The sequence below is a fragment of the Streptomyces sp. NPDC014882 genome (genome assembly GCF_043081325.1).
In the GTDB taxonomy this organism is placed as follows: domain Bacteria; phylum Actinomycetota; class Actinomycetes; order Streptomycetales; family Streptomycetaceae; genus Streptomyces.
In genome coordinates, this window is sequence record NZ_JBIBWL010000004.1 from 379,228 (window position 1) to 401,755 (window position 22,528).

The window sequence follows — 22,528 nt, forward strand, 5'->3', positions numbered from 1 at the left end:
GATCTTACAGTTCCCGGCAAGACAAGCGCGTCCGTCGAGCCAGGGAGGCATGACAGTCGATGGTTGAGCCAGTCGCCCTCCTCCTGCCGTCAGACCGCGGGACGGACACCTGACGAGATCTGTGCACCGCTGCGGAGATCACCGTCCACACCGATCCAGGTGCCGGTCGGCCGTTCCTGGCCCATCAGGCTCGCGGCCACGACCGCCAGTTCCATGCCTACCGCCAGTCACGACAGGCGCTATGTCGACACCGATCTCGAAAGGGCTCCGATGAGCAAGCCGTACAGCGACGCCGCCAACATCCCGGTCAACGCGTCGCAACCCGTCCTCACCTACCACCCGGTCACCCTCGACGTTCCCGGCCGGCCCGTGCCGCTGGAGGTCAAGGTGTCGATCCCCGCGACCGGCACCGACCTGCCGCTCATCCTCCTGTCCCACGGGCACGGGCTGGCGAACTTCCTGTCCTCCTACAACGGCTACGGGCCGCTGGCGAACTTCTTCGCCGCCCACGGGTTCGCGGTCGTCCAGCCGACCCACCTGGACTCGACGGCCCTTGGCCTGCGCGACACCGACCTCAAGGACGCGCCCCTGTTCTGGCGTGACCGCGCCACCGACATGCACAACATCCTCGACCGCCTCGACGACATCGAGGCCGCCGTCCCTGGTCTCGCCGAACGGCGGATCGACAGGGACCGTGTCGGTGCCGTAGGACACTCCCTGGGCGGCAACACCGTCTCCCTCCTCCTCGGAGCCCGGATGCTGGACCCGGAGGACGACCGGCCGAAGGACCTCTCCGACTCCCGTGTCAAGGCGGGAGTGCTCATCGGAGCCCCGGGCATCGGCAACGACGAGCACTTCGCCGAATGGGCCAGGACGAACTACCCGGTGCTGTATCACACCGACTTCGAGCACATGACGGGCACCGGCCTGATCATCGTGGGCGATCAGGACCTCAACCCCAACTTCTCCGATCGGCTCAGCTACCGTGCCGACGCCTACTCGGCCAGCCCCGGCGGCAACAAGACCATGGTGACCATGTACGGCGCCGGTCACATCTTCGGTGGCATATCCGGATACGACGCGGCAGAGACGGACGACGAGAATCCCGAGCGCGTGGCGACTCTGCGGGCTCTCGTGTGGGCCTACCTGCGCAGCCGGCTCTACTCGGGCGACCCGTCCTGGAAGAACGCGGTGAACGCTCTGGAGAACGGTGAAGACCCGATGGCCAAGGTCGAAACGAGGTAGTTCCGCGAGGTGGGCGGCGGTGCGACGGCCGCTGCCCACCGCACTTCATCGCACCGAGACCTTCCACCCCGGCACGGATCGCACAGGAGCAACCGCCATGTGGACCACGTTCGCCGCGACCGTCGGCGGAAGCGCCGCCGGCCTCACCGGCCTCACCTTCATCGTCGTCGCCTTCCGCTTCGACGTCGTCGCCACCTCCCAGGAATACCGCAACCGCGCCGCGCAAACCGTCTCCCTGTTCCTGACCACCACAGTCACCGCCTCGCTGGTCACCCTGCCGCAACCGACCTGGGCGCTCGGGGCCGAACTGTCGGTCGCCGCGGCAGCAAGCGCAAGTCTGCTCTCGGTGCTCGACCACGCGGCCCGCCGTGGCACGTCCCAGCATGCGCGGCCCATCCTCGTCGTCGCGCTCGTCGTGTTCGCGGCGGGTATCGCCGCCGCCGGACTGTTCGCCGCCGTCGGCTCCACCGACGGAATGGGCTTCTACGCCGCGAGTTCGCTGCTCGGCCTCACGTGGGGCGTCTACGGGACGTGGGTCTTCCTCACCCAGGCGGGCACGGATCAGATCAACGCGGCAGCAAACGTGCATGACCAGCCCGGCACCGTGCCGGCCGCCTGACCGGCCCCGCACAGTGAGGCGGTGCGGGACTGCGACGGAGTGCGGGTCTGTACGGTGAATGGTGTGACTCCCAGGCGGGAAGAGCCAGTTGAGTGTGGTGTCTCGGGTCCTTGGTTGCACGAAGTCCTCGAAGGTGAGCTGCTGCGGGATGTCCGAGAGTGGTTCGGGCGGCTGGCCAAAGACGATCCGGTGGTCGCTCCCGGCGGTCCGGCTGATGGGCGGTCGGCCGCCGAGCGCGGCGTGCGGCCGCTCGTGGTGGTAGTAGTTCACGAACTCCACGGGTGCGACGCGTCGTTCACGCTCGGTCGTGTAGTCGCGGACGTACGCCCACTCGCGGGAGAGCGTCCCGTCGTACCTCTCCACCTTCCCGTTCGTGCGCGGCGTGTACGGCCTGGTCCGCTTGCGCTTCGTACCGGTCGCGGCGAGCCGGGCCGGCCCCTGCCTGGTCCGCCGCCGCAGCGCCTCCACCAGGTCGGCGATGTCCTCGGGGGCGCGGGCGGGGCTGGCAGCGGGGCGGGGAGGAGTGGTCGAGCAGTCCGCTCTCGCCGTGCGCCCGCCGGCGGGCGCACCACTTGGCCAGGCAGCGGCGCGAGATCCCGGCTTCCGCAGCGACGTGCGCGATCGGACGTCCGGCGTCGATCCGCAGGCACAAGCGCAGACGTCCTTCGGGGGGCAGCGGTGCGTTCCGGTGCCCCCTGCTGGTGGCGCTCCTGGACTCGGCGGCCGCGTTCACCGGGAACCCTGGGATCTCAGGGCTCCCGCGTGAGCGGCTGTGCGCGGCGTCAGCGTGCGAACTTTTCGACAGCCGCCGGGGTGACGGGGGTGAAGAAGTTGACGAGGTTGCCGTCGGGGTCACGGAACAGCAGCGACCGGTTGCCCCAGGGCATCGTGGTGGGCTCGGTGACGAAGTCGGTGACGAAGCCGGTCAGGTTCTGGTGAACGCGGTCCACGTCGTCGACGAGGAACTCGGTGATCACGCTGTGGTTGTCCGCCGGGCGGGCAGAGCCCGGGCCGAACAGCGGGACGGTGCGGGTGCCGGCGATCGCGAGGGTGGCGCCCGGGGTCTTGAGCTCGGCGAAGTCCTCGGTGGCCCACGTCGCCCGCACTCCTGTGGCTCGCTCGTAGAACTCGACGAGACGCGCTACGTCGCTGGTGATGATGCGGATCGAGACGAAGTCCATGGGGATCTCCTTGGCTGTGTGGAGTCGTGCACGTCGCAGGCTAGGAGAAATAGTGGACAGAATCGGTCCTGTATTCGCGTTAGGTTGTGCACATGCCTCGACCCGCTGGCCGCGTGCTGACACTCCTGGAGCTGCTGCAGTCGGGCGGCACCCGGACGGTGGCCGAACTCGCCGACCGGCTCGGCGTCGAAGGGCGCACCGTGCGGCGGTATGTGGACCAGCTGATCGACCTCGACGTGCCCGTGGAATCGGTGCGCGGCCGCTACGGCGGGTACCGGCTCGCCCCCGGATACCGCTTGCCTCCGCTCATGCTCAGCGACGACGAGGCGCTGGCCGTGCTGCTCGGCCTGGTCGCCGGCCGCCGGGCAGGGCTGACAACGACGCAGCACACGGCAAGCGAGACGGCATCGGCCAAGATCCGGAGGGTGCTGCCCAGGCACATCGCCCGCCGGCTCGACACACTCCTGGAATCCCTCGCCTTCACGGACCGGCCCGGAGAGTTCGACACCCCGGACGCCGGGGTCCTGCTCACCATCGCCGATGCGGTGCGCCACCGCCGACCGGTCTCGATCCGCTACACCGACCGCGACGAACGGCGCAGCGAACGCACACTGCACGCGTACGGGATCGTCGCCCATGCGGGCCGGTGGTACGTCACGGGCAAGGACGCCCGGATCGGCGAGGACCGAACCTTCCGGCTCGATCGCATCGCAGACGCGCGGACCCTGCCCGGCTCATTCGAAGCGCCGGCGGGCCCCGATCCGGCACAGCGCGTGTTGTCGGGCTTCGCCACGGCTGACTACCGGCATGAGGTGACCCTGCGGATCCACGGGACGGTCGAGCAGATCCGCGCCCACCTTCCCGCCGGCGTCGCGAGCCTGGAGGAGCACGAGCCCGCGGTAGGCGAGGACCGGGCGACCGAGCGCTGGCTGCGCGTCGAGCTGCGGGCGGAGCGGCTCGACTGGGTGCCTCCGGTACTCGCCTCACTCGACCGGCCGTTCGTCATCGAGCGCCCCGATGAACTTCGCGACCTCGTCGTCGAGCTCGCCGATCGCCTCGCGTCCTACGCCCGCCGAGCCTGACAGCGAGGAACCAATGTCATGAGACGGCACACGCGCACCAGGCCGAAGACGCTGGTTCCGTAGACGTGGCGGATCTGGTCGGCCGTCGTGTCCTCGCAGGCGGTCACTTCGCCGAGGATCCCGCCGTTGTCGACGAGAGTGTCCAGGTGGCCCGCCCGCGCACGCAGCCTCTCGACCGCCGCGCCGGCCGACGCCGACGGCCGACGCCGACGGCCGACGCCGGCGGGCGTCCTGCTCTAGTGGGCGGGGCGGAACGGACGCAGCAGGCGGATGCCGTCCTCGATGGATCCGTCGATCAGTTCGAGCATCTGCGGGACGAGTTCCCGCATCCGGGGCGCGGCGAGGTGTGCGTCGAGGTGGGCGCGTGTCTCCCAGCGTTCGTAGATGACGAACTCGCCGGGTCGGCCCTCGACTTCGTGGGACTCGTAGTCGATGTTGCCGGGGTCGTTGCGCGAGGGGGTGACGGCGGCGGTGATGAACGCCTTGAGGTCGTCCTCCCTGCCCGCCTTCGCTTTCGCGTCCCAGACGACGGTCACGTAGCCGGTGGGTGTTGCGGTCATGGTGATTCCTTTTCTGTTCCGTGTCGTGTTCGTTGTGTTCCGTGCTGACGGGCTGTGCGTCGGTACCGAGCCGGGTCAGCTCCTGATGAAGCCGAGGAGGTCTGCGTTGACGGTGTCGGCATTGACGGTGCACATGCCGTGCGACAGGCCCGGGTAGACCCTCAGATCCGCGTGTTCGACCGACGTGACCGCCGACCGGGCGGAGTTGGCGATCGGGACGATCTGGTCGTCGTCGCCGTGCAGGAGGAGCGTGGGCACGTCGATCGCCCGGAGGTCGTCGGTGAAGTCCGTCTCCGAGAACGCTCTGATCCCCTCGTGGTGCGCCTGCGCGCTGCCGGCCATCCCCTGGCGCCACCAGTTCTGGATGATGCCCTGGGAGACGTCCGCGCCCGGACGGTTGAACCCGTAGAACGGCCCGGAGGCGATGTCGAGGTAGAACTGGGAGCGGTCGGCGGCCACGCCCTCGCGGAAGCCGTCGAAGACCTCCACCGGCAGCCCTGCGGGGTTGGATTCCGTTTGGACCATGAGCGGCGGGACCGCTGCGATGAGGACGGCCTTGGCAACCCGGCCGGCACCGTGCCTGGCGATGTACCGGGCGACCTCTCCGCCACCGGCGCAGTGGCCGACGTGGACGACGTCGCGCAGGCCGAGGTGCGCCACCACGGCGGCGGCGTCCGCCGCGTAGCGGTCCATGTCGTGCCCGTGGCCGACCTGGGCGGAGCGCCCGTGCCCGCGGCGGTCGTGGGCGACGACGCGGTAGCCCCGCCGGACGAGGAACAGCAACTGGGCGTCCCAGTCGTCCGAGCTCAGCGGCCAGCCGTGGTGGAACATGACCGGCCGGCCCGAGCCCCAGTCCTTGTAGAAGATCTCGACTCCGTCGCCGGTGGTGACGAACGGCATGGTCCGCTCCTCGTGGTCTCGCCCGGGTACCGGGCGGATTCGATGTCTCCACGAGAATGGCTCGGCCACCGTGCCGACAGCCTCCGTCAGATGACTGACATCCGGCCGCCGGCTCGCTCACGTCAGTACCGGGGCAGTGCCGAGACCCGACCGGTGGCTCTCACGGCCGGGTGGCCGGAGGCTCGGGAGGCAGCGCCTCCAGAGCGTCGCGGAGCCCGGCCCGCGACGTGATCCCCAGCTTCGGGAACACACGGTAGAGATGCGACGACACGGTCCGCGGCGAAAGGAACAGACGCGACGCGATCTGCGGGTTCGACAGTCCCGTCGCCGCCAGCCTGGCGACCTCCAACTCCTGCGGGGTGAGGGCCTCACCAGCCTTGTTCCGGCCGGTCCGCGTCATCCCGGTGGCGCGGAGCTCCGCCGCGGCCCGGGCCTCCCACGAACGGGCTCCGAGCTCCTCGAAGCGGCCGCGGGCGGCGGCCAGCTGCACCCGGGCCTCGCGGTTGAGCCCCTGACGGCGCAGCCTCTCGCCGTACGCCAGATGAGCACGGCCGGCCTCGAAGGGCCACTGCTCGACGCCCGGCAGCCCGAGCGCCTCCTCGAAGCACCGGACCATGTCCCCGGCAGCCGATGTCATCGCCGTGACCGTGGCCGCGCTCAGCGCGAACCGCGACGAGAGGCGACCGACACCGGCGTCGCGCAGCGCGTCCGCGTGCCGTCGCGCCTCCGCGTGCCGCCCGGAGCGCACGGCGGCCTCGACGAGGTCCGGCGCGGACCACACGGCCTCGGGGTTGAACGACGGCAGCACACCCGGGGCGCAGATCGCCGTGGCGTGCCGGAACGCCGTCTCGAAGTCGGCGGCGCCGAGGGCCCCTCGGGCCGCCGCCTGGTGGGCGCAGTTCTCCAACCGCCGCAGGCCCCTGGGACCCGACCACCCCCAGATGTCCTCGCAGTGCTCCCGGCACGCGTCGAGGGCGCCGCGCTGGGCCGCGGCCATCGCAGCGACGTAGTGCCCCACCTGGGCGAACAGGTGGTACCCCGTCGCCTCGGACAGTGCGATGAGCTCGTCCGCGGCGCCGGCCGACGCCTGCCACCGGCCGGCGTACAGGTCGTCTAGGGCGACGAACATCAGGGCCGGCATGCTCGACCCCACCGCGCCGCCGTCGCGTATGACCCGGGACACGGCCTCGCGACAGCCCGGAAGCCGGTCGAGGTACGAGGCGGTCAGGGCGGTGCGGATGACCACGTCGGCGTCGCTCTGGTCCCTCAGCCCCGCGATCTCCTCGTCCAGGCGGCGCAGCATGCCGTCGGTGACGGAGCCGAGGTCGTGGTGGACGCGCCCCAGCGACGCCGCCGCGGCGGGCGCCGCCTCGGGGAACCGGGCGAGCACGTCGACCAGAGGCCGCCAGTGCTCGGGCCGGGCCGAGTACTGGCAGGCGAGGGTGAGGGTGAACAGCGCGGTCTCCAGCTCCTCATGCGGCGGTCCGGGCATCACCGGGGCCTGCTCGACCGCGTCCATCAGGAGTGCGTGGGCCGTATCGGCGTCGCCTTCCGTGACGAGCACCAGGAAGCCGGCCGTCGCGGCCGCCGAGAGCGACCGGGACGCCGGACTGCCCTCGACCTCACGCATGATCTCGTGGCTGACCTCCAGATGGCCCGCGACCCAGGCGGCGGCATAGGCGGCCTGCGACAGGCGGCGCCTGCGGTCCGCTCGGTCGGGGCTCAGCTCGGCCGCGCGCCGCAGTCTCGCTATCGCGCCGTCGGCGTCACCGCGCCGCAGGCTGCTCCGGGCCGCCGACTCCACGACGGCGGCGACCGCCTCGTCGGGCGCCGTCGTGGCTCTCGCGAGGTGATCACCGCGCCGCTCGGGCTGGTCGGCCAGCGCGTCGGCCAGCCGCCGGTGGGCGCCGCGCCGCTGTTCACCGGTGGAACCGTCGACCACCGCGGACCTGACCAGCGGATGCCTGAAGCGCACCGCGCTGCCGTTCTCCGTGACCATGACCAGGTGGTCACGCTCCGCGGGAGCGAGTTCCTCAAGGCTGCCCGGCCCGCCGGCCGCCTCGAGGACGCCGATGTCTCCGGAGCCCTCGAGAGCCGCGAGCAGCAGTACCTCACGCGTTCCCCGCGGCAGCCGTCCGACGCGGGCACCGTACAGAGCGCGGACATCCCGCCCCGGGCCGCTCGCCCACCCCGCCCCTTGGCCGTGTCGGTCGCCGGACACCCCGGTGGACCCGGCGAACTCGAGCAGCGCCAGGGGATTTCCCTGCGCCTCTCGGGCCACGGTCGAAAGAACCCGGCGGGGAAGGTGGGCAAAGCGTCGGGACAGCAGCCGCAGGGCGTCCGCGTCACCCAGCGGCGCGATCTCGAGCTCCGACAGACCGGTGGACCGGAAGGATTCGCCGGACTCCGCCCGCTGCGCTCCGAGCAGCCCGATGCGGCGGCCCCCCAGTCTTCTGGCGACGAAACCCACCGCGGCCCGGCTCGCCTGGTCGACGACATGAAGGTCATCGACCACGAGGAGCAGCGGCCGCCCCTTCGCGGCCTCGTCGAACAGGGACAGTGCCGCGTTCAGGACGGCGATCCGGCTCGGCGCGGGACCGGCGCCGAGACCGAGGGCGACCTCGAGGGCCTCCCGCAGGGAACGCGGCAGACGACCGAGCTCGTCCGGCAGCGAGCCGACGAGCTGATGGAGCCCCGCGAAGCTGATGTCCGTCTCGTACTCGACACCGCTCCCGCGGACGACCCGCACTCCCTTCGCCACCGCCAGCTCGGCGGTCGCGTCCAGGAGTGCCGTCTTCCCCACGCCCGGATCACCGGTGAGCAGCAGGACAGCTCCGTCCGTCCCGGCCATGTCCAGGAACGCCGCGAGCTCGGCGAGCTCGCCCTCCCGGCCGACCAGCCCGGTCGGGCCGACGCCCATGCCTGTCCCTGACTTCGCCCACATCCGCCGCGTCCCTCGTCCTGCCTCGCGAAGCAGCCGAAACACCAGCCACGCGCCTGACCAGGAAGTATCGCACCCACCGGCAGACGGAGCCTGAAGCCGTCTGCTTCGCCGACACCCGCAGCTCCCGGACGAAGACTGCGGGGTGCCGAGCGGGTGCGTCCCCGTCGTCGGCGTGAACAACGTGTCGCCGTCGTCGAGCAGGCGCACCGGGCGCACGGCACGGGCGCCGTCGTACGCCGTGCCGGCCAGGTTCCCGCGGCGGCGAGGGTTCCCTCACAGAACCGGCACCGCGACGCCTTCCTCGCCCCTCCCGCTCTCCGGGCCCGCCCCGAGCGCCGTCAGCGGGGTTCGGCGTTCGCGAACGCGTTCCGGCTCTGCTCCCGGAGCGTGTGCCGGATGTCTGTCACTGCCGGTGGGCTTGGCAGTCCAGGATCGCCGGCACCGTGGGCAGGGGAGACAATTCCCTCGTTCATGGACCACTCCACATCGAAATGCTGCGTGTCGTTTTGATTCCATCGGTTCCTGCGCGACCGAGGCGACGTTGGCGCTGCGTGAGGGGCTGCCCCGCGCGCAACAGCGGCAGCAGTCGCCGGTGAGCAGCACAGGGCCTTCCCGCGTAGGGAGACGGCCCGGCGTCCAGGTGGGCGCCGGGCCAGGTCATGATCTGATCAGTGAGCGGACTGGGTGTGGTCCTGCTCCACGTACACCTTGAGGGCCTGGAACTCCTCGATCGCGCGCGGGCCGCACAGGTAGCCGTAACCGCTTCCCTTGACGCCGCCCTCCTCGAAGTCCTCGCTGATGGCTCCCCAGGTGTTGATCCATACCGTGCCGGTGCGGATGCGCCGGGCGATCCGGCGGGCCTTCATCGAGTCCGAGCTGAACACCGAGGCGGCCAGGCCGTAGACGGTGGCGTTCGCCTTGGTCACGGCGTCGTCCTCGTCGTCGAAGATCTCGAACGTCTGGACCGGACCGAAGACCTCCTCCTGCACGATCCGGACGTCGGTGCGGTCCACCTCGATCAGGCTCGGCCGGTAGAACGCGCCGGCGGCCAGCGGACCGTCGGTGACCACACCGCCGCGCAGCAGTACCGTGCCGTACGAGGTGGCTTCCTCGACGATCGCGTCCACCCGCTGGGCGGACGCCCGGTCGATCACCGGGCCGAGCTGGGCCTTCTCGTCGTCGCCCGACCCGAGCCGCACCTGCGCGAGCGCGGCGGTGAGCCGGGTGCGCACCTGGTCGGCGATGTCCCGGTGAACCAGTACACGGGAGCCGGTGCAGCAGAACTGCCCGTTCATCAGCACCAGCGACTGCACCACGGTGGGGATCACCATGTCCAGATCGGCGTCGGGAAAGATCACCATGGGCGCCTTGCCGCCCAGTTCCAGACCGAGCCGCTTGAGTGTGGTGGAAGCCGCGGCCGCGATACGGCGCCCGACCGGCGTACTGCCGGTGTAGTTGATCACGTCGACCTTGTCCGAGGAGACCAGGAACGGGGCCCCGGTGTTGCCGGACTCGGTGAACACGCTGACCACGCCCGCCGGGATCTCCGGGACCGAGGCCAGGACCTGCGCGAAAAGCTCATTGGTCAGTGCCGTCTGAGCCGGAAGTTTGACCACGACGGTGCAGCCGGCGGCCAGCGCCGGGCCCAGCGCCCGCACGGTCAGCATGACGGGCGAGTTCCAGGGCGAGATGATCCCGGCGACACCGAGCGGCTCGGGCACCGAGTGGGTGTACTGGCCGGGTGCCGTCTCGGCGGCGCGCCCGGCGGTCTGGGTGCGCACAGAGGCCGCCGCGTACCGCAGCCACCCGACTGCACCGCTGACCTCCCACGTGGTCTCACCCAGCAGCTTGCCGTTCTCCCGGGACAACATGGCCGCAACCTCGGGCACCCGGGCCTCGAGGGCGTCGGCCAGCCGACTGAGCGCGGTCGCCCGGAGCGGGGGAGTGCGCGCCCATCCGGTGGTCTCGAACGCGGCGGCGGCTGCGTCCACGGCGGCCGAGGCCTCTGCCTCGCCACCGTCGTAGAACGCGCCGACGACGGTGCCGTCGGCCGGGTCGATCGATTCCAGAACCGAACCGGAGCCGGTCCACTGTCCGTTGATCCAGTGCCGCGCGATGGTGTTCATGGTCCGCTCCTCGTGGTCTCGCCCGGGTACCGGGCGGATTCGATGTCTCCACGAGAATGGCTCGGCCACCGTGCCGACAGCCTCCGTCAGCTGACTGACATCCGGCCGACGGCTCGCTCACGTCAGTACCGGGGCAGTGCCGAGACCCGACCGGTGGCTCTCAGCGGACGTCAAGGGGTCCTGACAAAGGCGTCGGACGCGACGGTGGGTGATGGGGCAGGTGGCGAGGCCGAGGAAGGCTTCATGGATGTCGTCTCGTCTGTCCCAGCGGATGCGCAGGCGGCGGAAGCCGTGCAGCCAGGAGATGGTGCGTTCGACGACCCAGCGGAAGACGCCCGGGCCGGAGCCGTGCGGCCGGCCGCGTTCGGCGATCACGGGCCGGAGGCGGACGGCGGAGTGCGGACCCCGAGCGGTCCGTGGGCGGGGAGGCCGAGCCGGGCGAGGATGTGCTGGGGAGCGTGGCGGGCCCATTGCCCGGTCGTCAGGCAGGAGCGGGTGCCGGTCAGGGCCGCGCGGGCGGCGGTGAGGAGAACCGCGACCGGCGAGTGTCGTCGTCCGCGGCGGTCGCGCCGGTCGGGCAGAGCCGTCGACCGATCCGTCGACACGGACGGTTCGCGTGTGGCGGGGCTGGGCGACTGGATCAGGCAGACGGTGGCGGACCGGCGGCACACCGAGGCTCCGGTGACGCAGGGCGACTTCGGTCGGTCACCCCGTCGACCGGGGACTCCTTGCGTTCGTGACGGTCTCGCCGGCCCCGTCACCCTCCGGTGACCCGCACGACGCCCACCACCCGGACCATGAGTCGGCCCTGACCCCGGACCGGGGCCCAACAGCCCCTCTGGGTAAGCCTTCTGGGCCGGTGCCCACAAGACCGGTACGCTGCCGTGGACGGCCTGTGCCGTCGTCGATGCAGGGGGGTCGCACATGTCGAACACCGTGGTCCTGCTCCTCTCCCTCGGCCCGCTCGCCATGGTCCTGGCGATGATCGCCGCGCACGCATCGGGCGAGAGCAAGGACGCCTACACCGGGAAGGTCACCGGCCGGGGGGTGAGCAGTTCGACCGGTACCTACGGCCCGACGGGCCACTACATGATGCACATCCGCACCGACGAGGGGCGGGAGCTCAGCATCGAGGTGAACAGCCGGACGTATCGGTCGCTCGCCGTCGGCGACCGGGTGGTCAAGGAGCGGGGCAGGCGCTGGCCGGAGCGGTCGGAGTGACGGAGCGGACAGCTCTGCCGCACCGTCCGGCACGCCCTCGCCGCCCGCGACCACCTCACGGCCCTGCACCAGGCACTCGGCTCGCGGCAAGGCGTCGTTCCGCGCGTGGATCCGGCGGGCCGGACTGCCCGAGTGGGGGGTCGCGCCGGCCGGACCGGAGAACTTCCTGGTCGTCCTGGGGGAGGGTTTGCGTTCCTGCGGTCTGCCGGTCCTGGACGACATGCTGAAAAGATCGACGGGAACGCCGACACCGTGATGACCGGTGTGACGAAGGGCTACGTCCAGCGTCTCCAGGGAGGTTGAGCATGACGGACGTCGACATCACCTACGACGCGGTGGCGAACGCGGCCTACATCCATCTCACCCGCGCGGGTGAGCACCCGCGGTCGGCGCGCATGTACCCCTGCGACCCGGTCGCGGTGAACGGGATGATCAACCTCGATTTCGACGCGGACGGCGTCCTGATCGGCGTCGAGGTGCTGGACGCCCGCTCCAAACTGCCGCGGCACGTGCTCGACGCGGCCCGACGGCTGGACACCGGCGGCGTGTGAGGCGGCCCTCGGCGAGTACGCCGCCGGGTACGGGGTGAGGCGGCGGCCGCGCCGCCGGCGACACCCCGCACACCATCGTGCCGTTCCGCATCGGACCCGGACCTCTTCCGCAGACCGTTTGCCGGTCTGTGGAAGCTTCGTCGAGCACGGGCATGGACCTTTTGACGCGGGGCAGTCGCAGAGCTGCCGGACGTTGTCCGGTGGTGAGCCGTGGCGTCGGACGCCACGGGTGCGACCAGTTCCTGGTAGTGCGGTCGGCTGCCCTGTGGGAGGGGCTGTGAGGGGAGAGGTGTCACCATGATTGTTCCGGCGGAGAAGGACCTGTGCGCCGTGCTGGCCCGGTTCGCCCAGGCACGTATCGAACACGACGTGCGTCCCACCGGCCGTACCAGCCGGGCTCTGGAGGACGCCACGTACACGCTGTGCGTGATGACCGGAGCCCGCACCGCCGAGCAGGCTCTGCTCGCGGCGGACGCGCTGCTCGAGCAGTACCGGGAGGGCTGTGCGAGTGTCTCCCGAGAGGACGAGGCACTGGCCGCGTAGGGCTGGATCCCCGCCGGTCCGTTGCGGGTGTCGCTGCCCACGGAGTCCAGGGGCCGGTGGGGAAGGCCCGTGACACGGCGCTCAACGGTGCGGTGCCGAGTCTGCCGATCTGCTGCCTACGGCCCGGCCGGTCCGGCACGTCAGCGGCACCACGACGCCGTTGCCCGCGGCGGAGCACACCGCGGGCGGGACGGGAACGCATCCCGGATTCCCCGCGGGGACGTCGACTGTGCGAAGGGGGCTCTTGATGGTTGCCCCCTTACGCAGTACGGGTGAATGAACCGACGTTCCGTTCGGGGGCAGGTGTCAGGTCTTTACGGTTGCCGAAAGGAACCGATGGCTGCGGGGGGGGGGCCCTGCGGGCGGGAGACCGGTGGAAAGGCGCGCCTGATGTCGGGGTTGGGGAAGGCGCCGAGCGTGCTCGGGTCCGGGACGGACCGCTGCCGTCGGACCTGGGGCGCGGTCGGCGTGGCCTGTCTCGTGGGAGCGGTGCTGACGTTCGGCATCTCGTGGGCCGTCGGCAGCGGGACGGCGTGGACGGAGGGTTTCGGGCCGTCCGCCGGTTGCTGGGGGCTGGCGGCCTCCCTGATGCTCCGGGCGAGGGGAACGAGCGGACGGGTGCGGGCGCGTCTGCTGCTGTTGGGGGGTTCCGCGGTGGCCGCGGGCATGTGCCGGGGAGCGGTCACCGTGTCGTCGGCTCGGCCTCCGGCTTCGGGGTGGGACGCGCGGTCGTCGCTGGATTCGGTGGTGATCGCCGGAGTGACGCTGATGGTCGGCCTGGGGACGGCCGGTCTGGTGGTCGCGGCCGACGCCGGTACGGGCCGGCGCGTGTTGCTGCGGCGCGTGCTCGACGGGGTCGTCACCGCCGGGGCCGTGTTCATGACGGGGTGGGTACTGCTGCGGGGGGCCGGTGACGGCCGGCGGCCGGGGACGGGGATGGCCGGTGTCCTGTGGTCCGCCGAAGTCGTGTTCCTCAGTTTCCTGTTCGCCCTGCGCCGTCTCGTACGGAGCGACCGGAGGGCCACCTTGGGGGTCGGGATCGCCGGTTTGTCCCTCCTGCTGGTCGGCGACACCCTGCGACTGGGGGCGGTCGGCCCGCACTGCCCGGATCCGATGTACTGCCGGTTGGCCGACGCCTGCGCCACCGCGGGTCTGCTGGTGGTCGCCGTCGGCCCTTGGGTGCCCGGCGGGGCGAGCTCCCTGAGCGCCGCTCGGCCCGCGCTGCGATGGGGGATGGAGGGTGCGGCGGCGTTCGTTCCCCTGACGGTCTGCACGGCCGCGGCGCTGGGGTACGTGCTTGCTCCGCTCGCCCGGGACCCGGTACCGCTGTTGGTCGGCGGAACCGCACTGCTGAGCCTGTGGGCTCGCCAGAGGTTCCTGCCGAGCGGGAACACCAGAAATGACGACTGAGTGCGGCCGCGTAGCCGCCGTGGGCGGCATCGCCGCCGCGCTTCGGCGGAGTCGGTTCGCGGCCCGAGGGCGGGGCCGTCCCGCCCCGTCCTGCGCGCGCCCGGGCACCCCGGCACCGGGCCGGGTGCCGGCCTGACGTGCTCCTTCCGCAGCCGGTCCGGGACCGACGCGCACGGAACAGAGCGGGGACGGAGTCGTCGAGGACCGTGAAACCCTGGGTGAAGTCCTTCGCCGACCCGTGTTCCCCGCCCGCAGGGCCCTTGCCGTGGCGGGGCGGGGAACAGGTCGGTCAGCGGTGTCCGGCCCTCTTGCCCAGGCGCTCCAGGACCGCGCTCGCCGTGGTCTCCATGCCCTTGGCGTTGGGGTGCGCGGGGGCGGCGGGCGCGGTGGGCCGGAGCGGTTCGACCCAGCGGTCGGCCGGGGCCTTGCACATGTCGTGCCCGACGGACGGACCGTAGGCGTCGACGAACTCGGCCCGGTTCAGCCACGCCACCAGGCGCAGCATCCGGTTCAGGCGCTTGCCCGTGTCCCGCAGGTAGGGGAAGTCCTTCGCGGCGAAGGGAACCGAGGGGTAGCAGCCGCTGCCGTCGTCGGGCAGGAGCGCGGGATAGCCGACGACCAGCACGCGTGCGTGCGGTGCCCGCGCGTGCACCGCACGCAGCACACGGGCGACCTTCGGCGCGGTCTCGAGGATGTTCAGCGCGAGCCGGTCGATCCCGGAAGACGTGTAGTACTGCCGGCACGGGTCGCCGGACGGATCCTTGGAGCTGAGCGCGGCGCAGGTGCCGATGATGGGGCCGAACCCCATGTCGTTGCCGCCGATCTGCAGCGTCACCAGGTCGGTGTCCCGCTTCAGGGCGTCCAGTTGGGGTCCGTTGGTCCCCTGGGCCTTCCCCATCTCGTCGGTCTTGGCCCCGCTGCAGCTGACGTCCGTGAACGAGGCGACCTGGTACCGGGCTGCCACCAGCGAGGGGTAGTTGTGGTCCGAACGCGCGCAGCCGGCGTCGACCTGGCGCGGAATCAGCGGACCGGACGTGTACGAGTCGCCGAGCGCCACGTAGTCCACGGGGCGGGGGGAATGCCGCTCCCCGGCCGAAGCGGGGCCCGAGGCGGCGCCGACGCCGGCGACGAGCGCGCAGCTGCTCAGCGCCGCGCCCAGTGCCATGGTGCGGCGCCGTCGCGGGCGGTCGCCGCCCGGACGCGTGTGATGGTTCATCGTGCCCCTTCCTGGAAAGCCGGCCGGCCCGTGGCACCGGACCGGCCGTCGGAGCGCACGGAAGATCGCGGCACCGCGGCGGCCTGACACGCTCCTGTCCCGCAGGCCCGACATCGCTTGTATACCGGCCGGTAGGCTCGCGGAACAGAGTCTGGTCAACGCCGGCTTGTTCGACTTTCGTCCGACCTGACGGAACGGTGCGGTCCCCGGCAGACCGTCCACGAGCGTCATCGACGCCGGCCGGCCGACGGCACCGGGAACGCCGTCCTCCAGAAGCCACCGGTCGAGGCGGACGCCGGTGACCCGGACGGGGCGCTCACTCGCCGGGCGGACCGGCAGGCGGCGACAAGGCCCGGTGCCGCGTCAGAGGACGTCCACCCCGTGACTTCGCCGGGCGGGGCCGGCTCCGGGTGCACGGCGGCGCGGCGGGGGAGGGGCTTCACGGCGCGGAGCTACCGTCATGAGGTGACGGGAATCAATGCCGACCGGCGATGGTCCGAGTCCATGCCGGCGGCCTACGAGCAGTACCTCGTGCCGGTGGTCTTCCGGCCCTTCGCCGAGGACCTGGCCGCCCGGGCGGCTGTGCTCCGCCCCGGGCGGGTCCTCGAACTGGCTGCGGGAACCGGTGTGTTGACGTCGCGTCTGCTCACGGCGGCGCCCTCGACCGAGGTGACGGCCACCGACCTGAACGAGGCCATGGTCGCCTTCGGGGCGACCCGGGCCCCGGGCGCGGTGTGGCGGCAGGCCGACGCACAGCGGCTGCCGTTCCCGGACGAAGGCTTCGACCTGGTGGTCTGCCAGTTCGGCGTGATGTTCTTTCCCGACCGCGTCGAGGCCTTCACCGAGGTCCACCGGGTGCTGGCACCGGGCGGCCGGTTCCTGTTCAACACCTGGGGCCCGCTCGGGACGCACGCCTTCGAAGCCGCGTTGCAGGCCGGACTGGAGCGGGCCCTTCCGGTCGACCCGCCGCGGTTCTTCCCGACGGTTCCGCACGGCTACGCCGACCCCGCTGTCGTGGCCGCCGACCTGACGGCCGCCGGGTTCGCCGTCGAGGACGAGCAGGAGCTGACGCTTCAGGGCCGGGCGGCGTCGACCGCCGACCTTGCCACCGGGTACCTCACCGGGACACCGGTGCGCGTGGCCGTCGAGGAGCGCGGCGACGGACCGGCCGTCCGGGCCGCCGTCATCGAAGAGATGACGGCCCGCCTGGGCCCGGGGCCGGTCACCGCCCCGATGACGGCGTACGTCTTCCGCGCCGCGGCCTGAACGCAGAGCACGCCCGCGTCGAGGACGTGCCCGGGCCGAGGACCGGCGTGAACCGGGATCGGCCCACCGGGCGATCTGCGCTCCCGCAGGCTCCGACAGGGCGAAGCGGAGACATACTTGGCACGCGGGGACCATCCCGTGGTGACGGGACAGCGGGAGAGGCGGCGATCAGGTGAGCAGTGGCGGCAAGGGGCTGGGGAAGGTCGAGGTACGGCTCAAATGGGACCCGAGTCCCCTGGGCCGGCCGCCTCACCATCTCGACATCATCGCCGCCACCTACTCGGCGGACGCTCCCCACGGGCGGCCGGTGTACGTCGTCCACTACGACAGCCGCTCACCGGACGGCACCATCAACATGAGCCGGCACAGCCGGACCGGGCAGGGCTTCGGTTACGTCGAGGCGATGACCCTGGAGCTCGACCGCCTCGCCCCCTCCTTCGCACGGGTGGTCGTGGGGGTGGCGATCCACCAGGACACCGGCTCCAAGACCTTCGGCGACCTGTCCAACGCCGGGGTCCTGGTCGTCGAGGGGTACACGGAGCTGCTGAAGGACGACTTCGCGCGGATCGCCGGATCCACCGCCGGGACGGTCGCGGAGTTCACCAGGGACGCCTCCGGCGCGTGGGAGTTCCACGCGACGGTCCGGGGGTTCGACAGCGAGCCGGTGGTCTTCAGCACGGAAATGGGCTCCGCCCCGCGACGCTGACCGGGCGACGGCGCCAGGCACCGCGGTCGGCGGGCCTCCCGGCTCTCCCGCACGGTCGCCGACAACGTCGCCCAGGGCGTCGAACTCCTCGGCTCCACCACCGGGGTCGACCTCGCGGAGCTGCTGAAGAACATCACCCGGCGCAACGGCGGCGCGCAGCCCGAGGCCGCGGCGTCCGCCGAGGCGAACGGCAAGATCGAGATCACGGGCTGACACCGGTACGGCAGGGGCGCGGGCCCGGGCGGCCGACAACCGTCCGGGCTGCGCGGACGGATGCGCCGGGTGGCCGTCCGTGCGCTCAGGCGTGGGACTCCCGGTGGGCGCGGATGATCTCCGCGTACCTCAGTCCGCTCGTCTTGACGGTCCGGGCCTGCGTCGCGTAGTCGACGTGGACGAGGCCGAAGCGCTTGTCGTAGCCGTAGGCCCACTCGAAGTTGTCGAGCAGGGACCAGGCGTAGTAGCCGGCCAGCGGCACCCCCTTGCGGACCGCCCGGACGCAGGCGTTCACGTGCTGCTCCAGGTAGCGGGCCCGGTCGGGGTCGTGGACGGTGCCGTCGGGCGAGACGGTGTCCGGGAACGCGGAGCCGTTCTCGGTGACGTACAGCTTGCGGACCCCGTAGTCGTCGGTCAGGCGCAGCAGCAGGGCCTCCAGGCCCCCGGCGTCGATCTGCCAGTCCATGCCGGTGCGCGGTGCGCCGGGCAGCCGGACCTCACGGGCGTACGGGACGGGGCCCAGGGGGTCGTCGGTGACGGTCGCGGGGAAGTAGTAGTTCAGGCCGTGCCAGTCGAGGGGGGCGGCGATCGTGTCCGGGTCGCCCGCGCGCTCCGGGAGTTCGACGCCGTAGACCTCGCGCATGTCGGCGGGGAAGCCGCGGCCGTAGACGGGGTCGAGCCACCAGCGGTTGGTGTGGCCGTCCATGCGGGTGGCCGCCGCGATGTCCTCCGGGCGGGTCGAGGCGGCCTCGACGGTGGAGTGGTTGGTGACGAGGCCGACCTGCGCCCCGGGGGCCGCCGCGCGGATCGCCCGGGTGGCGAGGCCGTGGGCGAGCAGCAGGTGGTACGAGGCGTGCACGGCGGCGGTCAGGTCGGTCAGGCCGGGTGCCATGCGGCCCTCCAGGTGGCCGATCCAGCCGGAGCAGAGCGGTTCGTTGAGGGTGGCCCACCGGGTGACGCGGTCGCCGAGCCGGGCGGCGACGGCGGAGGCGTAGTCGGCGAGGTGCTCGGCGGTGTCGCGTACGGTCCAGCCGCCGCGGTCCTGGAGGGCCTGGGGGAGGTCCCAGTGGTAGAGGGTGATGTTGGGGGTGATGCCGGCGTCGAGGAGGGCGTCGACGACACGGTCGTAGAAGTCGAGGCCCGCCGGGTTGACCGGTCCGTCACCGGCGGGCATCACGCGGGGCCAGGCGACGGACATGCGGTAGGCGTCGGCGCCGAGCCGCTTCATCAGGCCGATGTCCTCGGGCCACCGGTGGTAGTGGTCGCAGGCCACGTCGCCGTGGTCGTCGCCCGCGACCCTGCCCGGGGTGTGGGAGAAGGTGTCCCAGATCGACGGTGCCCGGCCGTCCTCCGTGACGGCGCCCTCGATCTGGTAGGCGGAGGTGGCCGTGCCCCAGGTGAAGTCGGCGGGGAGGACGGCGAGGTCGAGCGGTTCGGACACGGGGAGCCTTTCCGGGACGGGCTGGTGGGAGCGGGGCACCGGTGGCGCCCCGGCGGTCACTTGACGGCGCCGGCGGTGAGGCCGGTGACGAGGTAGCGCTGCAGGAGGAGGAAGCCGGCGACGACGGGCAGGCTGACGACGAGTGAGGCGGCCATGATCTGGTTCCAGTACACGTCGTTCTGGGTGGAGTAGCCCTGCAGGCCGACGGCGAGGGTGCGGGTGGCGTCGTCGGTCATGACGGAGGCGAAGAGGACCTCGCCCCAGGCGGTCATGAACGCGTAGACGGCGACGGCGACGATGCCGGGGACTGCTGCGGGCACGATGACCCGGAACAGGGCGCCGAGCGGCCCGCAGCCGTCCACCTCGGCCGCCTCGTCGAGGTCTCTGGGCACCGAGTCGAAGTATCCGATCAGCATCCAGATGGAGAAGGGCAGGGAGAAGGTGAGGTACGTCAGGATCAGCCCGCCGCGCGAGCCGAACAGGGCGATGCCGGTGGCGTTGCCGATGTCGACGTAGAGGAGGAACAGCGGCAGCAGGAACAGGATGCCGGGGAACATCTGGGTCGACAGCACCGTCACCGTGAAGACGCGTCTGCCGCGGAAGGAGTAGCGGCTCACCGCGTAGGCCGCGAACACGGCGATGGTGACGGAGCAGGCGGTCGCCGCGCCGGCCACGATCAGCGAGTTCACGAAGTAGTCGGCCAGCGGCACCGTCTCCCAGATGTCGAAGTACGGCCGGACGGTGAGGCCCGAGGGGATCCACGTGAACTTCCCCGACACGTCCTCCAGCGGCTTCAGCGAGCTGGAGACCATCACGTACACCGGCAGCAGCACGAAGCCGGTGAGCAGGGTGAGGAAGATCCGGCGGCTCCACACGAAGGACCGCGGGGCGGCCGTCGGGGAGCGGGGCCGCCGGGCGGCCGGGCTAGGCATCGGTGGTCTTCCTTCCGCGGGAGGTGAGCCACAGGTAGGCGCCCGTCACCACGAGCAGGAACAGCAGGAGCAGGACCGACATCGCGGAGCCCGCCCCGAAGTTCCAGGTCTGGAACGAGGACTGGTAGATGTGGAGGGAGATGAGGTCCGCGGCTTCCGGCGCCGCCTTCCCGAACAGGACGAAGGGGGTGTTGAAGTCGTTGAAGGTCCACAGGAACAGCACCAGGACGAGGACCTGGTTGACGGGGCGCAGCGCCGGCAGGGTGATGCGGCGGACCTGCTGCCGGACGCCCGCGCCGTCGAGGGCGGCGGCCTCGTAGAGGTCCTTCGGGATGTTCTGGAGCCCGGCCATGACGACGAGGAAGGCGAAGGGCCAGCCCTTCCACACCGAGACGACGAGCAGCGCGACGAAGCTGTTGTCGCCGATCAGCCAGAACGGAGGGCTGCCGGTGAGGCCGAGCTGGTCGTGCAGCACGTGGTTCACCAGGCCGTTGTCCCGCTGGAACATGAACGCCCAGGTGATGACGGCGGCGTAGACCGGCAGGGCGTACGGCACCAGGAAGAGCGTGCGCAGGACGCCCCTGCCGCGGAAGGTCTCCTGCATGAAGATCGCCGCGGTCGTTCCGAGCAGCCAGCACAGGCCGACCGAGAGGACGGTGAACAGGCAGGTGGTGAGGAAGGACTTCAGCAGCGCCTGGCCGACGGGGGCGTCGAAGTCGACCGTCAGGGAGTAGTTGTCGAGGCCGGCCCAGGGCGCGGTGCCCCAGTCGCGGAGGTAGAACTGGGTCAGCTCCTTGAAGCTGACGACGATGCCGATCACCATCGGCACCAGATGGACCAGCAGTTCGAGCAGCAGGGCGGGGAACAGCAGCAGGTACGGCAGTCCGATGCGGCGCAGCCGCCCGGGGCGGCGTCCGCGCGGTGTCGCCCCGGAGCCGTTCCTCCGTGCCGTCCGCTCACCTGCGCCGGGGGCGGCGGTGGTGGTCATGGCGGTGTCCGTGCTCACTTCTCGGGCATCTGCTGCTGGGCCTTCTCGAGCTCGGCCCGCACCGACCCGGTGGTCACCGCCCGGCCGGCCGCGGCGTCGGCGAAGAGTTTCTTGACGGCCGTACCGACGACGGTCTCGAACTGCGATTCCTCGGGGACCTGAGGCAGCGCGGTGGCGCTGGTGGCGAGGGTCTGCCTGAGCACGGCGAGCGCCGGGGCGCTGAAGGCCGGGTCCTGCTGGGCGGCCTTGACCGGCGGGATGGAGCCGTAGGCCTTGTTCAGGATGACCTGCTCCTCGTCGCCGGTCATGAACTTCACGAACTTCTTGGCGCCGTCGATGTTCCTGGTGTTCTTGAAGACGGCCATGTTGATGCCGGCGACCATGGAGTTGGCGGCCCTGCCCGGGCCGGGCTCGCCGGACTGCACGGGGGCGGGCGCGACGCCCCACTCGTCCTCGTTCATGCCCTGCGAGGCGAACGTGGCCGACGCGGTCTGCCACAGCACCATGGCCGTCCTGTCCTTGGCGAAGTCGCTCAGGGACTGGTTCTGCGCGTACTCGGCGTTGCCCGGCGCGATGATCCTGTCCTCGGCCATCAGGTCGACGTACTGCTTCACCGCCGCCACGGCGCCGTCGGAGGTGAAGTCGGCCCTGCCGTCGGGGGTGAAGAAGTCCGCGCCGTGCTGCTGGGCGAGGACGAAGACCTGGTGGATGTTGTTCGACAGGTTGGAGCCCTCGGCGCCGAGCCCCCACGTGCCGTCCCCGGAGAGCCTCTTGCCGGTCTCGGCGAGCTCATCCCAGGTCGCCGGCGGCTTCTCGATGCCGGCGTCGGCGAACATCTTCTTGTTGTAGTAGAGCGCGTAGGCCATGGAGTACAGGGGCACGGCGGCCGGGTCCTGGCCCCGGGCGCCGGTGGAGCCGAGCGCGGAGTCCACGAAGCGGTCCTTGCCGCCGATCGCCTCGAAGTTCTTCGCGTCCCAGGGCAGCAGGGCGCCGCCGGCCTGGAGCGAGGCGCTCCAGGTGTTGCCGATGTTGAGGACGTCCGGGCCCTGGCCGGAGGTGGTGGCGGTGAGGATGCGGTTGAGCAGGTCCCCCCAGGGCACCACCTCCAGCTTCACCTTGATCCCGGTCTGCTTCTCGAACTTGTCGAGTTCCGGCTGGAGGACCTTCTTGTCCACCTCCAGGTTCGCGCCCTGGTTGGAGGCCCAGTACGTCAGGGTCTTCGGCTGCTCGTCGGAACCCTCCGTGCCGGACGACCCCCCGCCGCAGGCCGCCGCGGTGAGGGCGAACGAGAGGGTGACGGCGCCGACGGCTGCGGCTCTGATTCTGCGCATGGCTCCAGGGACCTTCCGGGAAGGGACGGGGCGTCCGCGAGGGCGGGTCGGAG

General features: G+C 71.4%; 20 protein-coding genes and 3 pseudogenes. 10 read left to right on the forward strand and 13 right to left on the reverse strand.

The window, feature by feature from the left end:
* Positions 1-270 precede the first annotated feature (270 nt).
* Together ACF09K_RS12990 and ACF09K_RS12995 are read left to right on the forward strand one after the other, a co-directional pair.
* Positions 271-1,245 (forward strand): alpha/beta hydrolase family protein, encoded by a 975-nt coding sequence (locus ACF09K_RS12990; protein WP_392243204.1) that lies wholly within the window; start codon positions 271-273, stop codon positions 1,243-1,245.
* Between the two features lie 97 nt (positions 1,246-1,342).
* Positions 1,343-1,864, forward strand: a complete 522-nt coding sequence (locus ACF09K_RS12995) for a hypothetical protein (RefSeq protein ID WP_392243001.1) — start codon at positions 1,343-1,345, stop codon at positions 1,862-1,864.
* Positions 1,865-2,071: 207 nt separating this feature from the next.
* Here ACF09K_RS12995 and ACF09K_RS13000 read toward each other — a convergent pair.
* Both ACF09K_RS13000 and ACF09K_RS13005 read right to left on the reverse strand, forming a co-directional pair.
* Positions 2,072-2,597 (reverse strand): annotated as a pseudogene (locus ACF09K_RS13000) (integrase core domain-containing protein); the annotation flags it as partial.
* Positions 2,598-2,646: 49 nt separating this feature from the next.
* Complete coding sequence (locus ACF09K_RS13005) at positions 2,647-3,045, reverse strand: VOC family protein (protein ID WP_392243002.1); 399 nt, start codon at positions 3,043-3,045, stop codon at positions 2,647-2,649.
* Between the two features lie 92 nt (positions 3,046-3,137).
* Here ACF09K_RS13005 and ACF09K_RS13010 point away from each other — a divergent pair, with 92 nt between their 5' ends.
* Entirely contained in the window at positions 3,138-4,127 is a 990-nt protein-coding gene (locus tag ACF09K_RS13010) for a helix-turn-helix transcriptional regulator (protein WP_392243003.1), read from the forward strand.
* On the opposite strand, the gene ACF09K_RS13015 is transcribed toward ACF09K_RS13010, so the two are convergent.
* The 6 genes and pseudogenes from ACF09K_RS13015 to ACF09K_RS13040 form a co-directional block, all read right to left on the reverse strand.
* Positions 4,109-4,294 (reverse strand): hypothetical protein, encoded by a 186-nt coding sequence (locus ACF09K_RS13015; protein ID WP_392243205.1) that lies wholly within the window; start codon positions 4,292-4,294, stop codon positions 4,109-4,111. The two genes, ACF09K_RS13010 and ACF09K_RS13015, sit on opposite strands and share 19 nt — an antisense overlap.
* 69 nt (positions 4,295-4,363) lie before the next feature.
* Complete coding sequence (locus ACF09K_RS13020; RefSeq protein ID WP_087788960.1) at positions 4,364-4,687, reverse strand: putative quinol monooxygenase; 324 nt, start codon at positions 4,685-4,687, stop codon at positions 4,364-4,366.
* A 75-nt stretch (positions 4,688-4,762) separates the two neighbouring features.
* Positions 4,763-5,587, reverse strand: coding sequence for an alpha/beta fold hydrolase (locus tag ACF09K_RS13025; RefSeq protein WP_392243005.1), 825 nt, complete (start codon positions 5,585-5,587; stop codon positions 4,763-4,765).
* Between the two features lie 160 nt (positions 5,588-5,747).
* On the reverse strand, positions 5,748-8,507 hold the full coding sequence (locus ACF09K_RS13030) for an ATP-binding protein (protein ID WP_392243006.1): 2,760 nt from the start codon (positions 8,505-8,507) through the stop codon (positions 5,748-5,750).
* Positions 8,508-9,199: 692 nt separating this feature from the next.
* Positions 9,200-10,657, reverse strand: a complete 1,458-nt coding sequence (locus ACF09K_RS13035) for an aldehyde dehydrogenase family protein (RefSeq protein WP_392243008.1) — start codon at positions 10,655-10,657, stop codon at positions 9,200-9,202.
* 183 nt (positions 10,658-10,840) lie between these two features.
* A pseudogene (locus tag ACF09K_RS13040) lies at positions 10,841-11,029 on the reverse strand (transposase); the annotation flags it as partial.
* Positions 11,030-11,581: 552 nt separating this feature from the next.
* On the opposite strand from ACF09K_RS13040, the gene ACF09K_RS13045 reads away from it, so the two are divergent.
* From ACF09K_RS13045 to ACF09K_RS13060, 4 genes are all read left to right on the forward strand, one after another.
* Complete coding sequence (locus tag ACF09K_RS13045; protein ID WP_392243010.1) at positions 11,582-11,878, forward strand: hypothetical protein; 297 nt, start codon at positions 11,582-11,584, stop codon at positions 11,876-11,878.
* Between the two features lie 305 nt (positions 11,879-12,183).
* Positions 12,184-12,429: a DUF2283 domain-containing protein gene (locus ACF09K_RS13050; RefSeq protein ID WP_392243012.1), complete on the forward strand. Its 246-nt coding sequence runs from the start codon at positions 12,184-12,186 to the stop codon at positions 12,427-12,429.
* A gap of 297 nt (positions 12,430-12,726) precedes the next feature.
* Complete coding sequence (locus tag ACF09K_RS13055; RefSeq protein WP_392243013.1) at positions 12,727-12,972, forward strand: DUF5133 domain-containing protein; 246 nt, start codon at positions 12,727-12,729, stop codon at positions 12,970-12,972.
* Positions 12,973-13,362: 390 nt separating this feature from the next.
* Positions 13,363-14,382, forward strand: coding sequence for a hypothetical protein (locus tag ACF09K_RS13060; RefSeq protein WP_392243015.1), 1,020 nt, complete (start codon positions 13,363-13,365; stop codon positions 14,380-14,382).
* 289 nt (positions 14,383-14,671) lie between these two features.
* On the opposite strand, the gene ACF09K_RS13065 is transcribed toward ACF09K_RS13060, so the two are convergent.
* On the reverse strand, positions 14,672-15,598 hold the full coding sequence (locus ACF09K_RS13065) for an SGNH/GDSL hydrolase family protein (RefSeq protein WP_392243017.1): 927 nt from the start codon (positions 15,596-15,598) through the stop codon (positions 14,672-14,674).
* Positions 15,599-16,102: 504 nt separating this feature from the next.
* Between ACF09K_RS13065 and ACF09K_RS13070 the strand changes: the two genes are divergently transcribed.
* The 3 genes and pseudogenes from ACF09K_RS13070 to ACF09K_RS13080 all read left to right on the forward strand — a co-directional run.
* A complete protein-coding gene (locus ACF09K_RS13070) occupies positions 16,103-16,864 on the forward strand; it encodes a class I SAM-dependent methyltransferase (RefSeq protein ID WP_392243207.1) in 762 nt (253 codons plus the stop codon).
* Between the two features lie 172 nt (positions 16,865-17,036).
* Entirely contained in the window at positions 17,037-17,570 is a 534-nt protein-coding gene (locus ACF09K_RS13075) for a TerD family protein (RefSeq protein ID WP_392243018.1), read from the forward strand.
* 33 nt (positions 17,571-17,603) lie between these two features.
* Positions 17,604-17,783 (forward strand): annotated as a pseudogene (locus ACF09K_RS13080) (flotillin family protein); the annotation flags it as partial.
* An 85-nt stretch (positions 17,784-17,868) separates the two neighbouring features.
* Here ACF09K_RS13080 and ACF09K_RS13085 read toward each other — a convergent pair.
* From ACF09K_RS13085 to ACF09K_RS13100, 4 genes are read right to left on the reverse strand one after another with little or no spacing between them, the layout of a single operon-like run.
* The gene (locus tag ACF09K_RS13085) at positions 17,869-19,224 is read right to left on the reverse strand and encodes a GH1 family beta-glucosidase (RefSeq protein ID WP_392243020.1); all 1,356 of its coding nucleotides are present in this window, start codon (positions 19,222-19,224) and stop codon (positions 17,869-17,871) included.
* A gap of 56 nt (positions 19,225-19,280) precedes the next feature.
* Positions 19,281-20,156 (reverse strand): carbohydrate ABC transporter permease, encoded by an 876-nt coding sequence (locus ACF09K_RS13090; RefSeq protein WP_392243022.1) that lies wholly within the window; start codon positions 20,154-20,156, stop codon positions 19,281-19,283.
* Positions 20,149-21,144 carry a carbohydrate ABC transporter permease gene (locus ACF09K_RS13095; protein WP_392243209.1) on the reverse strand — a complete coding sequence of 332 codons (996 nt, stop codon included), beginning with the start codon at positions 21,142-21,144 and terminating at the stop codon, positions 20,149-20,151. Before ACF09K_RS13095 ends, ACF09K_RS13090 begins: the two co-directional genes overlap by 8 nt.
* Positions 21,145-21,158: 14 nt before the next feature.
* Positions 21,159-22,475, reverse strand: a complete 1,317-nt coding sequence (locus ACF09K_RS13100) for an ABC transporter substrate-binding protein (protein WP_392243024.1) — start codon at positions 22,473-22,475, stop codon at positions 21,159-21,161.
* Between the last annotated feature and the right edge of the window lie 53 nt (positions 22,476-22,528).